We start from the raw sequence: 15,701 nt of genomic DNA, 5'->3' as shown, positions 1-15,701 counted from the left end.
GGCGTTACAGCGCGCCCTTCGTGGAGGGGAGGATGCCCGCCGCGCGCGGGTCGCGCTCGGACGCGTACCGCAGGGCCCTGGCCAGCGCCTTGAACTGGCACTCCACGATGTGGTGCGCGTTGCGCCCGTAGGGCACGTGCACGTGCAGCGCGATCTGAGCCTGGGCGACGAAGGACTCCAGGATGTGCCGGGTCATCGTGGTGTCGTACTCGCCGATCATCGGCGCCATCTTCTCGGGCTCGGTGTGCACGAGGTACGGGCGGCCGGACAGATCGACGGTGACCTGGGCCAGGGACTCGTCCAGCGGGACCGTGCAGTTGCCGAAGCGGTAGATCCCCACCTTGTCGCCGAGGGCCTGCTTGAAGGCGGCGCCCAGCGCGAGGGCGGTGTCCTCGATGGTGTGGTGGGAGTCGATGTGCAGGTCGCCGTCGGTCTTCACGGTCAGGTCGAACAGACCGTGCCGGCCGAGCTGGTCGAGCATGTGGTCGTAGAAGCCGACGCCGGTCGCGATGTCGGTCTTCCCCGTGCCGTCGAGGTCGATCTCGACCAGGACGGAGGTCTCCTTGGTCGTACGCTGCACGCGTCCCACGCGGTTCATGAACCCTGCTCCTTCTTGATGTCACGGACCGCGTCGAGGAACGCGTCGTTCTCTTCGGGTGTACCGGCGGTGACCCGCAGCCACCCCGGAACGCCGTTGTCCCGCACCAGGACGCCCCGGTCGAGGATCTGCTGCCAGACCGCGTGGGCGTCGTCGAACCGCCCGAACTGCACGAAGTTGGCGTCCGAGGCCGTCACCTCGTAGCCGAGCGCCAGCAGTTCGCTCACCAGCCGGTCGCGCTCCGTCTTCAGCTGCTCGACGTACTTCAGCAGCGTGTCGGTGTGCTCCAGCGCGGCCAGGGCGGTCGCCTGCGTGACGGCCGACAGGTGGTACGGCAGCCGGACGAGCTGGACGGCGTCCACCACCGCCGGGTGCGCGGCGAGGTAGCCGAGGCGCAGCCCGGCCGCGCCGAAGGCCTTCGACATCGTCCGCGAGACGACGAGATTCGGCCTTCCTTCGAGCAGCGGCAGCAGCGAGTCGCCGTGGCTGAACTCGATGTACGCCTCGTCGACGATCACCATCGACGGCTTGGCGGCCTGCGCGGCCTCGTACAGCGCGAGGACCGTCTCGGCCGGGACGGCGGTGCCGGTGGGGTTGTTGGGGGTGGTGACGAAGACGACGTCGGGCCGGTTCTCCGCGATCGCCTTCTCGGCCGCCGCCAGGTCGATGGTGAAGTCCTCGTGGCGCGGCCCGGAGATCCATCCCGTGCCCGTGCCGCGCGCGATGAGCCCGTGCATCGAGTACGACGGCTCGAAGCCGATCGCCGTACGGCCCGGCCCGCCGAAGGTCTGCAGCAGTTGCTGGATGACCTCGTTGGAGCCGTTCGCCGCCCACACGTTGGCCAGGCCGACCTCGTGACCGGAGGTGTCCGTCAGGTACTCGGCGAGCCGGGTGCGCAGCTCCACGGCGTCCCGGTCCGGGTAGCGGTTGAGGTCGCGGGCCGCCTCGCGCACCCGCTCGGCGATCCGCTCGACCAGCGGCTCGGGCAGCGGGTAGGGGTTCTCGTTGGTGTTCAGCCGTACGGGGACGTCCAACTGGGGCGCGCCGTAAGGGGACTTGCCGCGCAGCTCGTCCCGTACGGGGAGATCGTCGATTCCGAAGCTCACTTGCTCGTCGGTACCTTCCACCCGAACCTTGCCTTGATCGCCGCGCCGTGCGCGGGCAGGTCCTCCGCCTCCGCCAGCGTCACCACGTGGTGCGCGACCTCGGCCAGCGCGTCCCGCGTGTAGTCGACGATGTGGATGCCGCGCAGGAAGGACTGGACGGACAGACCGGAGGAGTGGCAGGCGCAGCCGCCGGTGGGCAGGACGTGGTTGGACCCGGCCGCGTAGTCGCCGAGGGAGACCGGGGCCCACGGCCCGATGAAGATCGCGCCCGCGTTGCGCACACGGTCGGCCACGGCGGCCGCGTCCGCCGTCTGGATCTCCAGGTGCTCGGCGCCGTAGGCGTCGACCACCCTGAGGCCCTCGTCGATGCCGTCGACGAGGACGATCGCGGACTGCTTGCCCCCCAGCGCCGGGACGATCCGGTCCTCGATGTGCTTGGTGGCCGCGACCTGTGGCTCCAGCTCCTTCTCGACCGCGTCCGCGAGCTCCACGGAGTCGGTGACCAGGACGGCGGCCGCCAGCGGGTCGTGCTCGGCCTGGCTGATCAGGTCGGAGGCGACGTGCACCGGGTCGGCGGTGGCGTCGGCCAGGACCGCGATCTCGGTCGGGCCGGCCTCGGCGTCGATGCCGATCTTGCCGGTGAAGTAGCGCTTGGCGGCGGCGACCCAGATGTTGCCGGGGCCGGTGACCATGTTGGCGGGCGCGCAGGACTCGGTGCCGTACGCGAACATCGCGACCGCGGTGGCGCCCCCGGCCGCGTACACCTCCTCCACGCCGAGCAGCGCGCAGGCGGCGAGGATCGTCGGGTGCGGCAGACCTCCGAACTCGGCCTGCGCCGGGGAGGCGAGCGCGACGGACTCGACGCCGGCCTCCTGCGCGGGCACGACGTTCATGACGACGGAAGACGGGTAGACCGAGCGGCCCCCGGGCGCGTACAGCCCGACCCGCTCGACCGGAACCCACTTCTCGGTCACGGAACCGCCGGGCACGACCTGCGTCGTGTGGGTCGTACGGCGCTGTTCGCGGTGGACGAGACGGGCGCGGCGGATGGACTCCTCCAGGGCCGCGCGCACGGCCGGGTCGAGCTCCTCGAGCGCCTTGGCGAGGGCCTCGGCCGGGACCCGCACCTGGTCGAGCCGGACGCCGTCGAACCTCTCGGCGAAGTCGATCAGCGCCGCGTCGCCCCGATGATGCACGGCTTCGCAGATCGGACGCACCTTCTCCAGGGCGGCCTGAACGTCGAAGTCGGCTCGGGGCAGCAGGTCGCGCAGGGCGGGGCCCTCGGGAAGGGCGTCGCCGCGCAGATCGATTCGGGAGATCACGTGGTCAATTCTCTCAGACCGGCATCGGAGGTCGTCGGCACGTATCAATGGCTGATACAGAACGTGGCGGGATCCGGAAGATCGCCCTCACGAATAGCGTTCGGGGCGTCACTCAGCGGGCATGAACGGTTGTGCGGGACACCTGGGTTTGAGGAGGAACGAGCAGCGTGACGGAGGGGACCGGCATCGACGCCGGGGACCTGCCGGAGGACCTGACCGCCGCCGAGGCCGGCATGTGGCAGGCCTTCCGCAACGGCACCGTGTACGACCTCAGCAGCGGGGACACGGTCGTCGACGACCCGCACGGCGGGCATCCGTGGGGCGAGGCGCGGACGGTACGGGCCCGGATCGTGGCCTGGCTGCTGCTGGACGGCCCGCCCGCGCTCGCCGGCCGGGTGTCCTCCCTCAAGCTGGTCGGCGTGCAGATCAGCGGCACGCTCGACCTCGCGGGCGGCACGGTGGTGCCGTACCTGGAGCTGAAGCGCTGCCGGTTCGAGCGGGACGTGCTGCTGCCGGAGGCGCGGGTGACGACTTTGCGCATGGTGGACTGCTCGGTGCCGCGGCTGGAGGCCGCCCGGCTGCAGACGGAGGGCGATCTGCATCTGCCCCGCTGCCGCTTCCACAACGGCGTCCGGCTCACCGACGCGCACATCGGCACGGACCTGCTGCTCAACATGGCGGTCGTCTACCGCGACCGCACCGGCCGCTCGGTCTCCGCCGACGGCCTGACCGTCGGCCAGGACCTCCAGGCGGAGCTGCTCGAGTCGCACGGCGAGCTGCGGCTGCGCAGCGCCAAGATCGGCGTGTCGCTGAGCCTGCGCGGGGCCCGGCTGGCCAACCCGTACACCCGGTTCGCGCTCAACGCGCCCCAGCTGACGGTGGAGCGCTCCCTGTACCTGACCCCGGCCGGTGTCGGGGGCCAGGCGCCGTACGGCACGACGCCCGCGCGCGGGACACGCGTCCAGCGCTTCGAGTGCCGGGGCGGGGTGCGGCTGGACGACGGGCGGTTCGGGGACGCCGTCGACCTGGAGCGGGCCCGGTTCGTCCTCACCGACGAGCAGGAGCTGTCGCTGCGCCGGGTGCAGACGCCCGAGCTGCGCTTCCTCGGAGAGCAGCCGCAGCGCGGCAAGGTGGTCCTGTCGGGGGCGCGGGTGGTCAACCTGGTGGACCGCGCGAGCGCCTGGCCGGGCCCCGGCAATCTGCACATGGGCGGCTTCACGTACGAGAATCTGGTCCCGCAGGGCCCGTTCCCCCTGGCGGAGCGGCTGGACTGGGTGGCCGCCGCGACCGCCGAGTACAACCCGGAGCCGTACGAGCGGCTGGCGGCCGTGCTGCGGGCGGGCGGGGAGGACGAGGACGCCCGCGAGGTGCTGCTCGCCAAGCAGCGGCGCCGCCGCGAGACCCTGCCGCCGGCCGGGAAGCTCTGGGGGTACGCGCAGGACTGGACGGTCGCCTACGGGTACCGGCCGGGCCGGGCCGCGGTGTGGATGGCGGTGCTGTGGGCGGCGAGTTCCCTGGCCTTCGCGCGCGCCGACCATCCGCCCGTCAACCGTGAGGGGCATCCGCCCTGGAACCCGGCGCTGTACGCCCTCGACCTGCTGCTTCCCGTGATCGACCTGGGCCAGGCCGGCCAGTGGCGGCTGCACGGCGGCTGGCAGTGGCTGCAGGCGGCGATGATTTTGCTGGGCTGGATCCTGGCGACGACGGTGGCGGCCGGGACGACGCGGTTGCTGCGGCGAAACTGACACCGGACCGGCCGGGTGAGCGAAGGGCTGTTCGACCCGTCGCCAGGTGAGGAGCAGCCACGTTTTACCTGTCCTTGACCCGGCGGCGTACAACTTTCCTCAGGTTTGCCTTACCCCCTGGCGCATGGCCGACCGGCGGCTTTTCAATGGCAAAACCATGGCTCTGCTGCCCCCCTTCATCCGTGCCTCCCGGACGGCCACGTCCTGGCGGGCGCGGAACGCCGCCCCCCACCCCGTCGCAGGGCTCCCGGCCGACGACGAGGTGCTCCTCGACGTGCCCGACGACCGCCTCGGACCCGCGCTGGTCGCGGCCGGGCGGGGCGCGTACCAAGCCGCCGCAGCGCTGCTGGCCGGCACCCGCGAGCGAGCCGAGTGGGAGTACCGCGACCGGTACGTGACGCGGCTGGCGTCCTTCGCGGGCTCGCGCCCGGAGTGGTTCGAGGAGTGGCGCGCCGCCGCCCCGCGCGACCCGGGCGTGCTGCTGGTCGCCGCCCAGCTCGCCGTGGACCGCGCCTGGCAGTCGCCCGCCCGGGCCGAGCTGCTGCGCGAGGTCAGCCCGTTGATCACGGCGGCCGCGCAGAGCGACGTGCGCGACCCGGTGCCGTGGCGGATCGCCCTGGACCACGCGCGCGGGGCGGGCGCCGGGCACAAGTACTTCGAGGAGCTGTGGGCGGCCGCGGTCCGCCGCGCCCCGCACCACTACGGCTGCCATGTGGCCGCCAAGCGCTACCTGGCCGAGTCGTGGCACGGCTCCCACCGCGAGTGCTTCGACTTCGCCGACCGCGCCGCGCAGGACGCTCCGGCGGGCTCCCTGGTGCAGGCGCTGCCGGTGCGGGCGGCCTTCGCCTACCTCACCGACGGCTGCGGACCCGAGGTGCCCCGCGAGCGCCTCGAGGCCGCCGCCGACCGGGCCTGCGCCCTCTCCGCCCGCTTCCCCGGCTCCGACCCGTGGCCCGCCGAGATCCGCAACCTGCTGACGTACGTCCTGGTCCGCCTCGGCCGCCGCGAGGAAGCCCTCGTCCAGCTGCGCCTGATCGGCCCGTACGCCACCTCCTTCCCCTGGGGCCGGCTGTCGGACGACCCGCTCGGGCACTTCCTGGCCGTGCGTGACGCCGTGCTCTCGGGACTGCCCGGACAGCCCCCGTCGCGTCCGGGGAACGGGCACGGGGAACACGCGTACCCCGGGGACCACTAGGCTTCTGCGTCGTGACCATCGTCCGGCTGCCGCTCTTCCCCCTGAACTCGGTGCTGTTCCCGGGGCTGGTGCTCCCGCTCAACGTCTTCGAGGAGCGCTATCGCGCCCTCATGCGCGATCTGCTGAAGACCCCCGAGGAGGAACCGCGCCGGTTCGCCGTCGTGGCGATCCGCGACGGCCACGAGGTGGCGCCCAGCGCACCCGGCATGCCCGACCCGACGGCACTGCCCGAGCGGGGTCCGGCGGCCGGCTTCGGCGACGACCCGGTCAAGGCGTTCCACGGGGTCGGGTGTGTCGCCGACGCGGCGACGATCCGGGAGCGGGCCGACGGCACCTTCGAGGTGCTGGCGACCGGCACGACCCGGGTACGGCTGCTGTCGGTGGACGCCTCCGGCCCGTTCCTGACGGCGGAGCTCCAGGAACTGCCGGAGGACCCGGGCGACGAGGCGGGCGCGCTCGCGGAGGGCGTCCTGCGGGCCTTCCGCCAGTACCAGAAGCGGCTCGCGGGCGCCCGGGAGCGGTCCCTGGCCACCGGCGCCGACCTGCCGGACGAGCCGTCCGTGGTGTCGTACCTGGTGGCGGCGGCGATGATGCTCGACACGCCGACCAAGCAGCGGCTGCTCCAGGCCCCGGACACCGCCTCGCGCCTGCGCGACGAGCTGAAACTGCTGCGCGCGGAGACGGCCATCCTCCGTAGCCTGCCCTCGCTGCCCGCGGCGGAACTCACGCGCGGGCCGACGAGTCTCAACTGACGTCACCGAGAAGGCGCGAACAGCGAAAATGGCGAAGAAGTCGAAGAAGCAGCAACAGTCCGGGGGCACGCCCGCGACGGTGGCCCTGACGGCGGCGGGCGTGGACTTCACGGTCCACGCCTACGACCACGATCCGAGCCACCCCTCCTACGGCGAGGAGGCGGCCGAGGCGATGGGTGTCTCCCCGGACCGGGTCTTCAAGACCCTCGTCGCGGACGTCGACGGCACCCTGACCGTGGCGGTGGTCCCGGTCGCGGGCTCCCTGGACCTGAAGGCCCTCGCGTCGGCCGTGGGCGGCAAGCGCGCGGCCATGGCGGACCCGACGCTGGCGGAACGCACCACGGGTTACGTCCGTGGCGGCATCTCCCCGCTCGGCCAGCGCAAGAAGCTGCCGACGGTCCTCGACGACTCGGCGGAGGCCCACGCCACCATCTGCGTCTCGGCGGGCCGGCGCGGTCTGGAGGTCGAGCTGAGCCCCACCGACCTCGCCAAGCTCACGGAGGCGGTCCTGGCGCCCATCGGGCGGGCGTGACCCGTCGGCGGATGTCCCCTCCTCGGTCGAGCAGAGGGGACATGCCCGCAGTGGCCGCGGCACCGCGGGTGACGTGTCAGGAAGGGCCGTTCGCACCACGGAAGGCGGCCCGCGCGGGTCGGCCGCCCGGACGCCGGTGGCGGCCGTGCTTCGCACGTACTCGCGGAATTCCCCCGGCTCACGGCCCGGCGCACGCTGGAACGCCGTCGGCGAGGCCGGCCCGGTCGTCGGCCGTGCCCTCCGCCTGATCCACGACCGCCCCGCCCACTCCCGGACGGTGACCGCCCTGGCCCGGCGCCCCGGCCGCCCGGTGCACCGCGCCCGCGTGTCCTACGCCGACGGCCCTTCGTACGGCTTCGCGTACGGCGGCCCCTGCCGGCCGTACCCCGCGGGGCCGTGCGGGCCGTACACCTCGGGGTCCCGGGGGCCGAACAGGGCCGTGAGCCCGAGGTGGACCAGCAGCGCGGCCAGGGGCCAGGCCAGGAGCGTGCCCTTCGCGCTCAGCTTCAGGGGGGCCGAGAACGTCACGCCCTTGCCCGCCGCCTCGGCCTGGGCGAGGACGTCCTGGGAGGGGCCGAGCCAGATGCCCAGGCGCCAGGCCAGGAGGGAGCCGAGCAGGCCGCCGAGGGCCAGGGCCACGACCAGCGGCACGCCGCCGCGGCGCCGCCAGGCGAAGACCGCCAGCGCGCTCACGGCGCCGCAGGCCAGGGCGAGCAGAGTGAACGTTCCCTCGACGCCGACCGCCTGCTCGCCCTCGGTGTCCTTGAGGTAGACGACCCAGTTGCCGTCCACCACGTCCCCGACGAGCGGCACGCGCGGCGCGAGCCACACCCACAGCAGTCCGAGCAGCACCCCGGCGACCGCGACCAGCACCGTGATCACGGCGGCTTCCCGCAGCTCGGTCTTCATCCCGGGTCCGTCCTGTCCGTGTCCGGCGTCATGGGGCGCGGCGGCCACACCCGCGTCCCCGCCCGGCGCCGGCGGCCAGGCGCCGTGCGGGGACGGTTCGTGCGGGGGCGGAGGGGGAGTCAGCGGTGCGGTCACCCTGACATCGTGCCAGGTACACCTGTGCGGTGCGTCATCGGACGGCAGCCCGACGATATGCCCAGGTGGCGACGGCCAGCGAGACGACGCCGACGCCCGCGCACACCGCGAGGTCGCCGAGGACGTACGCCCAGTCGGGGCTCGCCCGGAAGGTCCGCGCGAAGGCCTCGACGCCGTACGTCGACGGCAGCAGGTCGCGGGCGAGGCGCACAGGCTCCGGCATCCGGTCGGGCGGCAGCACGCCCAGGAGCAGCGCCGCGGACATGCCCAGCTGGCCGAGAACCGTGGCCAGCTCGGGCCGGGGCGCGAGCAGCCCGAAGGCCGCGCCGAGGCCGGACAGCGCGGCGCCCGCCAGCGGGATCACCGCCGCGAGCACCCACAGGTGGGTCAGCGGCAGCCCGAACAGCACGCATCCGAAGACGGCGGTCACCAGGGTCCCCGGCACGGTGAAGGAGGCGTACGCGCCCGCCGCGCCCAGCACCACGGCGGCGGGCGGCACCGGCAGCGTCGCGTAGTGGTCCAGCCCTCCGCTCGCCCGCAGCTGCCCGAAGTACTGCGCGAGCAGGTTCAGCGCGACGAAGGCGACGACCAGAACGGCCGAGCCGGCCACGACGGCCTCCGCCTCGCGTCCGCCGTCCACGACCCCGCGCATCATGATCAGGATGCCGACGGACTGGAAGGTCGCCACGAACAGCAGCGGGATGCGCGCCACACGCGCGCGGGACAGCTGCGCCCGGTACACGGCCACGAGCGACGGCCACAGCCGCGCTCGCGGCCCCAGCTCGGCCGCCTCCCGGGCCGGCTGCTCGTCCACGGCCAGGGCGCTGCCCGGCAGAACCTCTGCGGGTACGACACTCACGTCGCGCTGCTCCCCTTCTCGGACTTCTCGGCGTTCACTCCGGCAGTCGTCCTCTCGGGTACGGATGCGGTGGCTGTCCTGCTCACACCCTCACCAATCCCTGCCGCGCGGCGCCGCCCAGCGCCAGGTAGACGTCCTCCAGGCTCGGCGTCGCGAGGGTGAAGTCGTCGAGGGCGGCGAAGGCGGCCCCGCCGGTGACGGTGGCGACGACCGCGCGGGCCTCGTCGGGGGCGAGCCGCAGCGTCCAGCGGCGCCCGGACTCCACGGCCCGCTCGCGCAGTGCGGCGACCTCGGGCACGTCCAGCGGCGCCCGCTCCCGCCACACCAGCTCCACCCGCACCTCACCGGCCACCTGCTCCTTGAGCCCGGCAGGCGTGTCGCAGGCGATGACCCGGCCCTTGTCGAGGACGGCGACCCGGTCGAGGACCGTCTCGGCCTCGATGACGTTGTGGGTGACGAGCAGGACGGTCGTCCCGCGTTCGGCGCGCCGCCGGTCCACGGCGGACCACACGGCCCGCCGGGCGACGGGGTCCATCCCGGTGGTCGGCTCGTCCAGCACCAGCAGCGGCCGCTCCCCCACCAGCGCGGTCGCGAAGCAGGCCAGCCGCCGCTGCCCGCCGGACAGTTTCCGCAGCGGCCGCCCGGCGATCGGGGTGAGCCCGAGCTCGTCGAGCACGGCGTCCCGCTCGTGGCGCGCCTGCCGTACGTCGAGGCCGCGCAGGCGGCCGGTGGTCTCGGCGGCGAGGGAGACGGTGAGTTCGTCGAGGGCGGTGGACTCCTGGCCGAGGTAGGCGAGGATGCGTGCGGCCCGCTCGGGGTGGCGCACGATGTCGTGCCCGAGGATCTCCACGCTGCCGACGTCGGGCCGCATCAGGCCGGTCACCTGGCGGACGAGGCTGGTCTTGCCGGCCCCGTTCGGCCCGAGCAGCCCGAAGATCTCACCGCGCCGGACGTCCAGCCGTACGTCGTCCGTGGCACGGACCTCGGGGGTCGCGGGGATGCCGCGCCGGCCGCGTACCGCCGGATAGGTCTTGGTCAGGCCACGCACGGCACACACGACCTCGTCCCTGTGCCGAATTGCCGGTGCCGCGCGCGTACTCACAAGGGACGAGACTACGGGGTCGGCGCCCTCCGCTCGCCGTCGGGGGCGCCCCGAGTGCCCGTTTCAGTCCCCCGCGGGCGCGTGCTCGGCCGCCGTCCGCACGTCGATCTCCCGCCAGAACCCCGCCCGGATGGCGTAGCGGTCGTGCTCGTCGATCTGGTCGTCCTTGTGGGCGAGCAGCCCGAAGCGGGCCGCGTACCGCAGCAGCTCGCCGTCGATGCGGTGCGGGATGCGCGGATACATGCCCGACAGCTTCTGCAGGTGACTCTGGTCGCCGAGGCGCTCCATCCACCGGCGTGCGAAGACCTGTCCCACCTCGTAGGGGTCGCCGCCGACGGTGGTGATGTCCTCCTCGCGGTCGGCCCACCGCTGCTCCGCCGTGGTGAGCTGGGCGAGAGTGGGCATCGAGGCGGCCTCGGAGGGCTCGGCGGCGACACCGGGGCGGTCGACCCAGCCCTTGTCGGAGGACCAGCGCAGGGTGGCGGTCGCGGGGTGCTGCACGGCCTGGGCGCCGGGCGCGCGCAGGGCGGCGAGGTCCTTCGGGGTGGGGACGCCCTTGGGCGCGGGGACCCGCTCCTGCGGTCCGGCGCCGTCGGCCGAGGCCGCGGGCGCGTGCTCGCCCTCCTCGGTCTGCCGCTCGGCCGCGGGGGCGAGCGTGGAGTCGGGCAGCGGCGCGGAGAGGATCGCGGCGATCTCGGGCCGGGGCGCGGGCGGCGGCGCGCAGATCCCGCCGAGGTCCTTGGCGCGGACGGCCTTGGTGATCCACGTACGGTCCAGGACGCGCCGTTCGTCGGCCTCGGCGACCAGGTCCTCGGACTGGTTGTAGTCGCCGTCGGCGGCCTGGACGGCCCACAGGTGGACGGCGACGCCGTGCTCCTTGGCGGCCATCATGCCGGGCAGCAGGTCGCCGTCGCCGGTGACGAGGACGACGTCGGAGCAGGCGCGGTTGCGGGCCAGCTCGGTCAGCTCGGCGTGCATGGCGGCGTCGACGCCCTTCTGCGCCCAGCGGCCGTCGCTGCGGGTCAGGGCACCCAGGCGGACGGTCACCCGGGGCATCACGCGCAGCCTGCGGTGCTCGGGCTGGGGGACGCGGTCGGGCGCGCCGTCGAACCAGTAGATGCGCAGCAGCGGCCGTTCCGTGTCGGACTCGGCCTGTTCGCGCAGGCCCTGGACGAGAGCGGAGTGGTCGACGGTGATCCGGGACCGCGACGGCTCTCCGGCGAGGAGACTCGCGGCGGCCCCCAGCAGATACCCGGCGTCCACCAGGACGATGCAGCGGTCCACACGACTCACCCTCTTTCCGGGAGGTTTGCTTCGGGCTTGCTTCGAGTCTGCCCGACCACACGGGGGTTAACGGTCCGAACTCGATCTTCGGCGTGGCGTTTCGGCGCGGGGCGCTCCCGACCAGCCCTGTCACACACGGTAATTATCCGAAATGCGTCGTAAGTCAGCCTATGTGAATCTGGTCCCGGCCCTGGCCCCTAGACCCCCAACAGGAGGCAGATCACCATGGCCAAGAACAAGAACCGTGACCGTAAGCGGCCGCAGTCCGAGCGTGGCCGGCAGGAGGCCCAGCAGCCGACGCTGGAGACGCAGGCCGAGCAGCCCGTCGCCCAGGTGACGCCCGGCGACGTGGCGACCCACAAGGGCCGGCAGAAGCGCTTCGGTCACAACTGACATCTGCGTAAAGGGCTGTTGAAGCCCGAGCACGCCGAGGGGCGCACCCTGCACGGGTGCGCCCCTTACGCGCTTCTGTTGCTCAGCCCGCCAGGCAGGACGGCCCGAGCAGCACCTTCAGGTCGCCGAACAGCGCCGGGTCGGGCTTGACCCGGTGCCGGTCCAGGCGCAGCACCGTCGTCTTGGTCGGACCCTGGAGCTTGATCCGGACCTCGCTGTCGCCCTTGTGATGGGTGAGGATCTCGCCGAGGCGGCTGACCATCGGCGGGGTGACCCTGGTGGCCGGGATGGTGAGGATCACGGGCGCGTTGGCGCCCGCGGTGGACAGGTCCGGGACCATCAGCTCCATCGCGACCAGACGCGGCACGTCCTCACGCTTGTCGAGGCGGCCCTTGACGAACACCACGGCGTCCTCGACGAGTTGGGTCGACACCAGCTGGTAGGTCGCCGGGAAGAACATGCACTCGATGGAGCCGGCGAGGTCCTCGACGGTGGCGATCGCCCAGGCGTTGCCCTGCTTGGTCATCTTGCGCTGCAGGCCCGAGATGATGCCGCCGATGGTGACGACCGCGCCGTCCGCGTGCTCACCTCCGGTGAGCTGGGCGATACCGGCGTCGGCCTTGTCGGAGAGGACGTGCTCCAGGCCGAACAGCGGATGGTCGGAGACGTACAGACCGAGCATCTCGCGCTCCTGCGCGAGCAGATAGGTCTTGTCCCACTCCTCGTCGGTGAAGGTCACGTCGAGCCCGAAGCCGGGCTCGCTGCTCTCCTCCTCGCCCATGCCGCCGAAGAGGTCGAACTGGCCCTCGGCCTCCTTGCGCTTGACCGCGACCACGTTGTCGATCATCGGTTCGTACTGCGCGGTGAGGCCCTTGCGGGTGTGGCCCAGGGTGTCGAACGCGCCCGCCTTGATCAGCGATTCCGTGGTGCGCTTGTTGCAGGCGACCGCGTCCACCTTGTCGAGATAGTCGGGGAAGGAGGCGTACTTGCCCTTGGCCTTGCGGCTCTTGATGATCGACTCGACCACGTTCGTACCGACGTTGCGCACGGCTTCGAGGCCGAAGAGGATCACGTCGTCACCCTGCGCGGCGAAGTTGTGCACCGACTCGTTGACGTTCGGCGGGAGCACCCGGATGCCCATGCGCCGGCACTCGTTGAGGTAGATCGCCGACTTGTCCTTGTCGTCCTTGACGGACGTCAGCAGCGCGGCCATGTACTCGGCGGGGTGGTTCGCCTTCAGGAAGGCGGTCCAGTACGAGACCAGGCCGTACGCGGCGGAGTGCGCCTTGTTGAACGCATAGCCGGCGAAGGGGACCAGCACGTCCCACAGGGCCTGGATGGCCTCGTCGCTGTAGCCGTTCTTCCGGGCACCGGCCTGGAAGATGGTGAAGTTCTTCGCCAGTTCGTCGGGCTTCTTCTTGCCCATGACCCGGCGGAGGATGTCGGCCTCGCCGAGCGAGTATCCGGCGATGATCTGGGCGGCCTTCTGCACCTGCTCCTGGTAGACGATCAGGCCGTAGGTGACGTCCAGGACCTCCCTGAGGGGCTCTTCGAGCTCCTTGTGGATCGGCGTGATCTCCTGCTGCTTGTTCTTGCGCAGCGCGTAGTTCGTGTGGGAGTTCATGCCCATCGGGCCCGGGCGGTACAGGGCCGACACGGCGGAGATGTCTTCGAAGTTGTCCGGCTTCATCAGGCGCAGCAGCGAGCGCATGGGGCCGCCGTCGAACTGGAAGACGCCGAGGGTGTCGCCGCGCTGGAGCAGTTCGAAGGTCGTCGGGTCGTCGAGCGGGAGGCTCAGGAGATCGATGTCGATCCCCTTGTTGGCCTTCACCATCTTGACGGCGTCGTCCATGATCGTGAGGTTGCGCAGGCCCAGGAAGTCCATCTTCAGCAGGCCGAGCGACTCACAGCTCGGGTAGTCCCACTGCGTGATGGTCACGCCGTCGGTGTGCCTCACCCAGACCGGGACGTGGTCGGTGATCGTCTCGCTGGACATGATCACGCCGGCGGCGTGCACACCCATCTGCCGGACCAGTCCCTCGACGCCCTTGGCGGTGTCGATGACTTTCTTCACGTCCGGCTCGTTCTCGTACATCGCCCGGATCTCGCCCGCCTCCGAGTACCGGGGGTGGCTGGGGTCGGTGATGCCGGAGAGCGGGATGCCCTTGCCGAGGACGTCGGCGGGCATGGCCTTGGTGAGGCGGTCGCCCATCGCGTACGGGTAGCCCAGCACGCGCGCGGAGTCCTTGATCGCGTTCTTGGCCTTGATGGTGCCGTACGTGCCGATCATGGCGACCTTGTCGGCGCCGTACTTCTCCGTCACGTACCGGATCACCTCGACGCGCCGACGCTCGTCGAAGTCGATGTCGACATCGGGCATGGAGACGCGCTCGGGGTTGAGGAACCGCTCGAAGATCAGGCCGTGCGGAATCGGGTCGAGGTCGGTGATGCCCATGGCGTACGCGACGATCGAGCCGGCCGCGGAACCACGGCCGGGGCCCACCGCGATGCCGTTGTTCTTGGCCCACATGATGAAGTCGGCGACGACGAGGAAGTAGCCCGGGAACCCCATCTGGATGATGACGTCCATCTCGTACTCGACCTGCTTCTGGCGGTCCTCGGGGATGCCGCCGGGGAAGCGGCGCTCCATGCCGCGGCGGACCTCCTCCTTGAACCAGGTGACCTCGGTGTAGCCCTCCGGGATGTCGAACTTCGGCATCAGGTCGCGCTTCTCGAACATCCCGGTGGTGTCGATCTGCTCGGCGACCAGGAGGGTGTTGCGGCAGCCCTCCTGCCAGGCGTCCGAGGAGTCGATGGCGTACATCTCGTCCGTGGACTTCAGGTAGTAGCCGGTGCCGTCGAACTTGAAGCGGTCGGGGTCGGAGAGGTTCTTGCCGGTCTGGATGCACAGCAGCGCGTCGTGCGCCCCCGCCTCGTGCGCGTAGGTGTAGTGCGAGTCGTTGGTCACCAGGGGCGGGATGCCGAGCTTCTTGCCGATGTCCAGCAGGCCGTCGCGGACCCGGCGCTCGATCTCGATGCCGTGGTCCATCAGCTCCAGGAAGTAGCGGTCCTTGCCGAAGATGTCCTGGTAGTCGGCGGCCGCCTTCAGGGCCTCGTCGTACTGGCCGAGGCGCAGCCGGGTCTGGAGCTCGCCGGAGGGGCAGCCGGTGGAGGCGATCAGGCCCTCCGACCACTGGGCGATGGTCTCCTTGTCCATACGCGGCCACTTCTGCAGCCAGCCCTCGGCGTAGGCGTCCGAGGAGAGGCGGAAGAGGTTGTGCAGACCCGTCGCGTTCGCCGCCCAGATCGTTTTGTGGGTGTAACCACCGGAACCGGAGACGTCGTCCCTCTTCTGGTGCGGCTGGCCCCACTGGATCTTGCGCTTGTTGCGCCGGGACTCGGGGGCGACATACGCCTCGATCCCGATGATCGGGGTGATTCCCGCCTTCTTCGCGGAATGGAAGAAGTCGTACGCCCCGTGGAGGTTGCCGTGGTCGGACATGGCGATGTGCGTCATGCCCATCTCGTTGCAGGCGTTGAACATGTCCTTCAGCCGCGCGGCACCGTCCAGCAGGGAGTACTGGGTGTGGACGTGCAGGTGCGTGAACGGCGGCTTCGACACGGCGTGGCCTCCAAGGGAAACACTCGACGACAGGCGGGCGGACAGTCCGGGGGTCAGCGTCGAAGTCTATGCCTCGGCACTGACACTCGGAGGGCTCCCCCGCGTACCTTCACAGCGAGAGCCGCGGGCACTTTCGCATGCCCACGG

General features: G+C 71.7%; 13 protein-coding genes. 5 read left to right on the top strand and 8 right to left on the bottom strand.

Annotated features, from left to right (window positions below; all coding sequences use genetic code 11):
* Positions 1-4: 4 nt before the first annotated feature.
* Genes hisB through hisD form a run of 3 tightly spaced genes read right to left on the bottom strand, consistent with a single transcriptional unit; the run spans position 5 to position 3,026 of the window.
* Positions 5-598 carry an imidazoleglycerol-phosphate dehydratase HisB gene (gene hisB / locus IE263_RS20575; protein ID WP_189938672.1) on the bottom strand — a complete coding sequence of 198 codons (594 nt, stop codon included), beginning with the start codon at positions 596-598 and terminating at the stop codon, positions 5-7.
* On the bottom strand, positions 595-1,704 hold the full coding sequence (locus IE263_RS20570; RefSeq protein WP_189938670.1) for a histidinol-phosphate transaminase: 1,110 nt from the start codon (positions 1,702-1,704) through the stop codon (positions 595-597). Before IE263_RS20570 ends, hisB begins: the two co-directional genes overlap by 4 nt.
* On the bottom strand, positions 1,701-3,026 hold the full coding sequence (gene hisD / locus IE263_RS20565; RefSeq protein WP_189938668.1) for a histidinol dehydrogenase: 1,326 nt from the start codon (positions 3,024-3,026) through the stop codon (positions 1,701-1,703). Before hisD ends, IE263_RS20570 begins: the two co-directional genes overlap by 4 nt.
* Before the next feature lie 167 nt (positions 3,027-3,193).
* Between hisD and IE263_RS20560 the strand changes: the two genes are divergently transcribed.
* The 4 genes from IE263_RS20560 to ybaK all read left to right on the top strand — a co-directional run bounded on the left by IE263_RS20560 (position 3,194) and on the right by ybaK (position 7,250).
* Positions 3,194-4,771, top strand: coding sequence for an oxidoreductase (locus IE263_RS20560; RefSeq protein WP_189938666.1), 1,578 nt, complete (start codon positions 3,194-3,196; stop codon positions 4,769-4,771).
* A 157-nt stretch (positions 4,772-4,928) separates the two neighbouring features.
* Positions 4,929-5,966 carry a hypothetical protein gene (locus tag IE263_RS20555; protein ID WP_189938664.1) on the top strand — a complete coding sequence of 346 codons (1,038 nt, stop codon included), beginning with the start codon at positions 4,929-4,931 and terminating at the stop codon, positions 5,964-5,966.
* 11 nt (positions 5,967-5,977) lie between these two features.
* On the top strand, positions 5,978-6,718 hold the full coding sequence (locus IE263_RS20550) for an LON peptidase substrate-binding domain-containing protein (protein ID WP_189938662.1): 741 nt from the start codon (positions 5,978-5,980) through the stop codon (positions 6,716-6,718).
* A gap of 28 nt (positions 6,719-6,746) precedes the next feature.
* Positions 6,747-7,250, top strand: a complete 504-nt coding sequence (gene ybaK, locus IE263_RS20545) for a Cys-tRNA(Pro) deacylase (protein WP_189938660.1) — start codon at positions 6,747-6,749, stop codon at positions 7,248-7,250.
* A 330-nt stretch (positions 7,251-7,580) separates the two neighbouring features.
* Here the strand turns inward: ybaK and IE263_RS20540 are convergent, their stop codons facing one another.
* The 4 genes from IE263_RS20540 to IE263_RS20525 all read right to left on the bottom strand — a co-directional run bounded on the left by IE263_RS20540 (position 7,581) and on the right by IE263_RS20525 (position 11,539).
* Positions 7,581-8,294 (bottom strand): AAA family ATPase, encoded by a 714-nt coding sequence (locus tag IE263_RS20540; protein ID WP_229911078.1) that lies wholly within the window; start codon positions 8,292-8,294, stop codon positions 7,581-7,583.
* 34 nt (positions 8,295-8,328) lie between these two features.
* Positions 8,329-9,153 carry an ABC transporter permease gene (locus IE263_RS20535; protein ID WP_189938652.1) on the bottom strand — a complete coding sequence of 275 codons (825 nt, stop codon included), beginning with the start codon at positions 9,151-9,153 and terminating at the stop codon, positions 8,329-8,331.
* A gap of 82 nt (positions 9,154-9,235) precedes the next feature.
* Positions 9,236-10,210: an ABC transporter ATP-binding protein gene (locus tag IE263_RS20530; protein WP_189938650.1), complete on the bottom strand. Its 975-nt coding sequence runs from the start codon at positions 10,208-10,210 to the stop codon at positions 9,236-9,238.
* 108 nt (positions 10,211-10,318) lie between these two features.
* Complete coding sequence (locus tag IE263_RS20525) at positions 10,319-11,539, bottom strand: NYN domain-containing protein (protein ID WP_189938648.1); 1,221 nt, start codon at positions 11,537-11,539, stop codon at positions 10,319-10,321.
* Positions 11,540-11,764: 225 nt separating this feature from the next.
* On the opposite strand from IE263_RS20525, the gene IE263_RS20520 reads away from it, so the two are divergent.
* The gene (locus tag IE263_RS20520; protein ID WP_189938646.1) at positions 11,765-11,932 is read left to right on the top strand and encodes a hypothetical protein; all 168 of its coding nucleotides are present in this window, start codon (positions 11,765-11,767) and stop codon (positions 11,930-11,932) included.
* A gap of 82 nt (positions 11,933-12,014) precedes the next feature.
* Here the strand turns inward: IE263_RS20520 and dnaE are convergent, their stop codons facing one another.
* Entirely contained in the window at positions 12,015-15,554 is a 3,540-nt protein-coding gene (dnaE, locus tag IE263_RS20515; RefSeq protein WP_189938644.1) for a DNA polymerase III subunit alpha, read from the bottom strand.
* Positions 15,555-15,701: the final 147 nt, after the last annotated feature.

This window comes from Streptomyces aurantiogriseus (genome assembly GCF_014649375.1).
GTDB lineage: Bacteria > Actinomycetota > Actinomycetes > Streptomycetales > Streptomycetaceae > Streptomyces > Streptomyces aurantiogriseus.
The sequence above is the reverse complement of the archived record's forward strand: the minus strand, read 5'-3'. Positions and strand labels throughout refer to the sequence as shown.

What these genes read in the sequence shown, in the direction of transcription:
- hisB (WP_189938672.1), bottom strand. Translation starts at nt 598, where the DNA reads ATGAACCGCGTGGGACGCGTGCAGCGTACGACCAAGGAGACCTCCGTC.
- IE263_RS20555 (WP_189938664.1), top strand. Translation starts at nt 4,929, where the DNA reads ATGGCTCTGCTGCCCCCCTTCATCCGTGCCTCCCGGACGGCCACGTCC.
- ybaK (WP_189938660.1), top strand. Translation starts at nt 6,747, where the DNA reads ATGGCGAAGAAGTCGAAGAAGCAGCAACAGTCCGGGGGCACGCCCGCG.
- IE263_RS20520 (WP_189938646.1), top strand. Translation starts at nt 11,765, where the DNA reads ATGGCCAAGAACAAGAACCGTGACCGTAAGCGGCCGCAGTCCGAGCGT.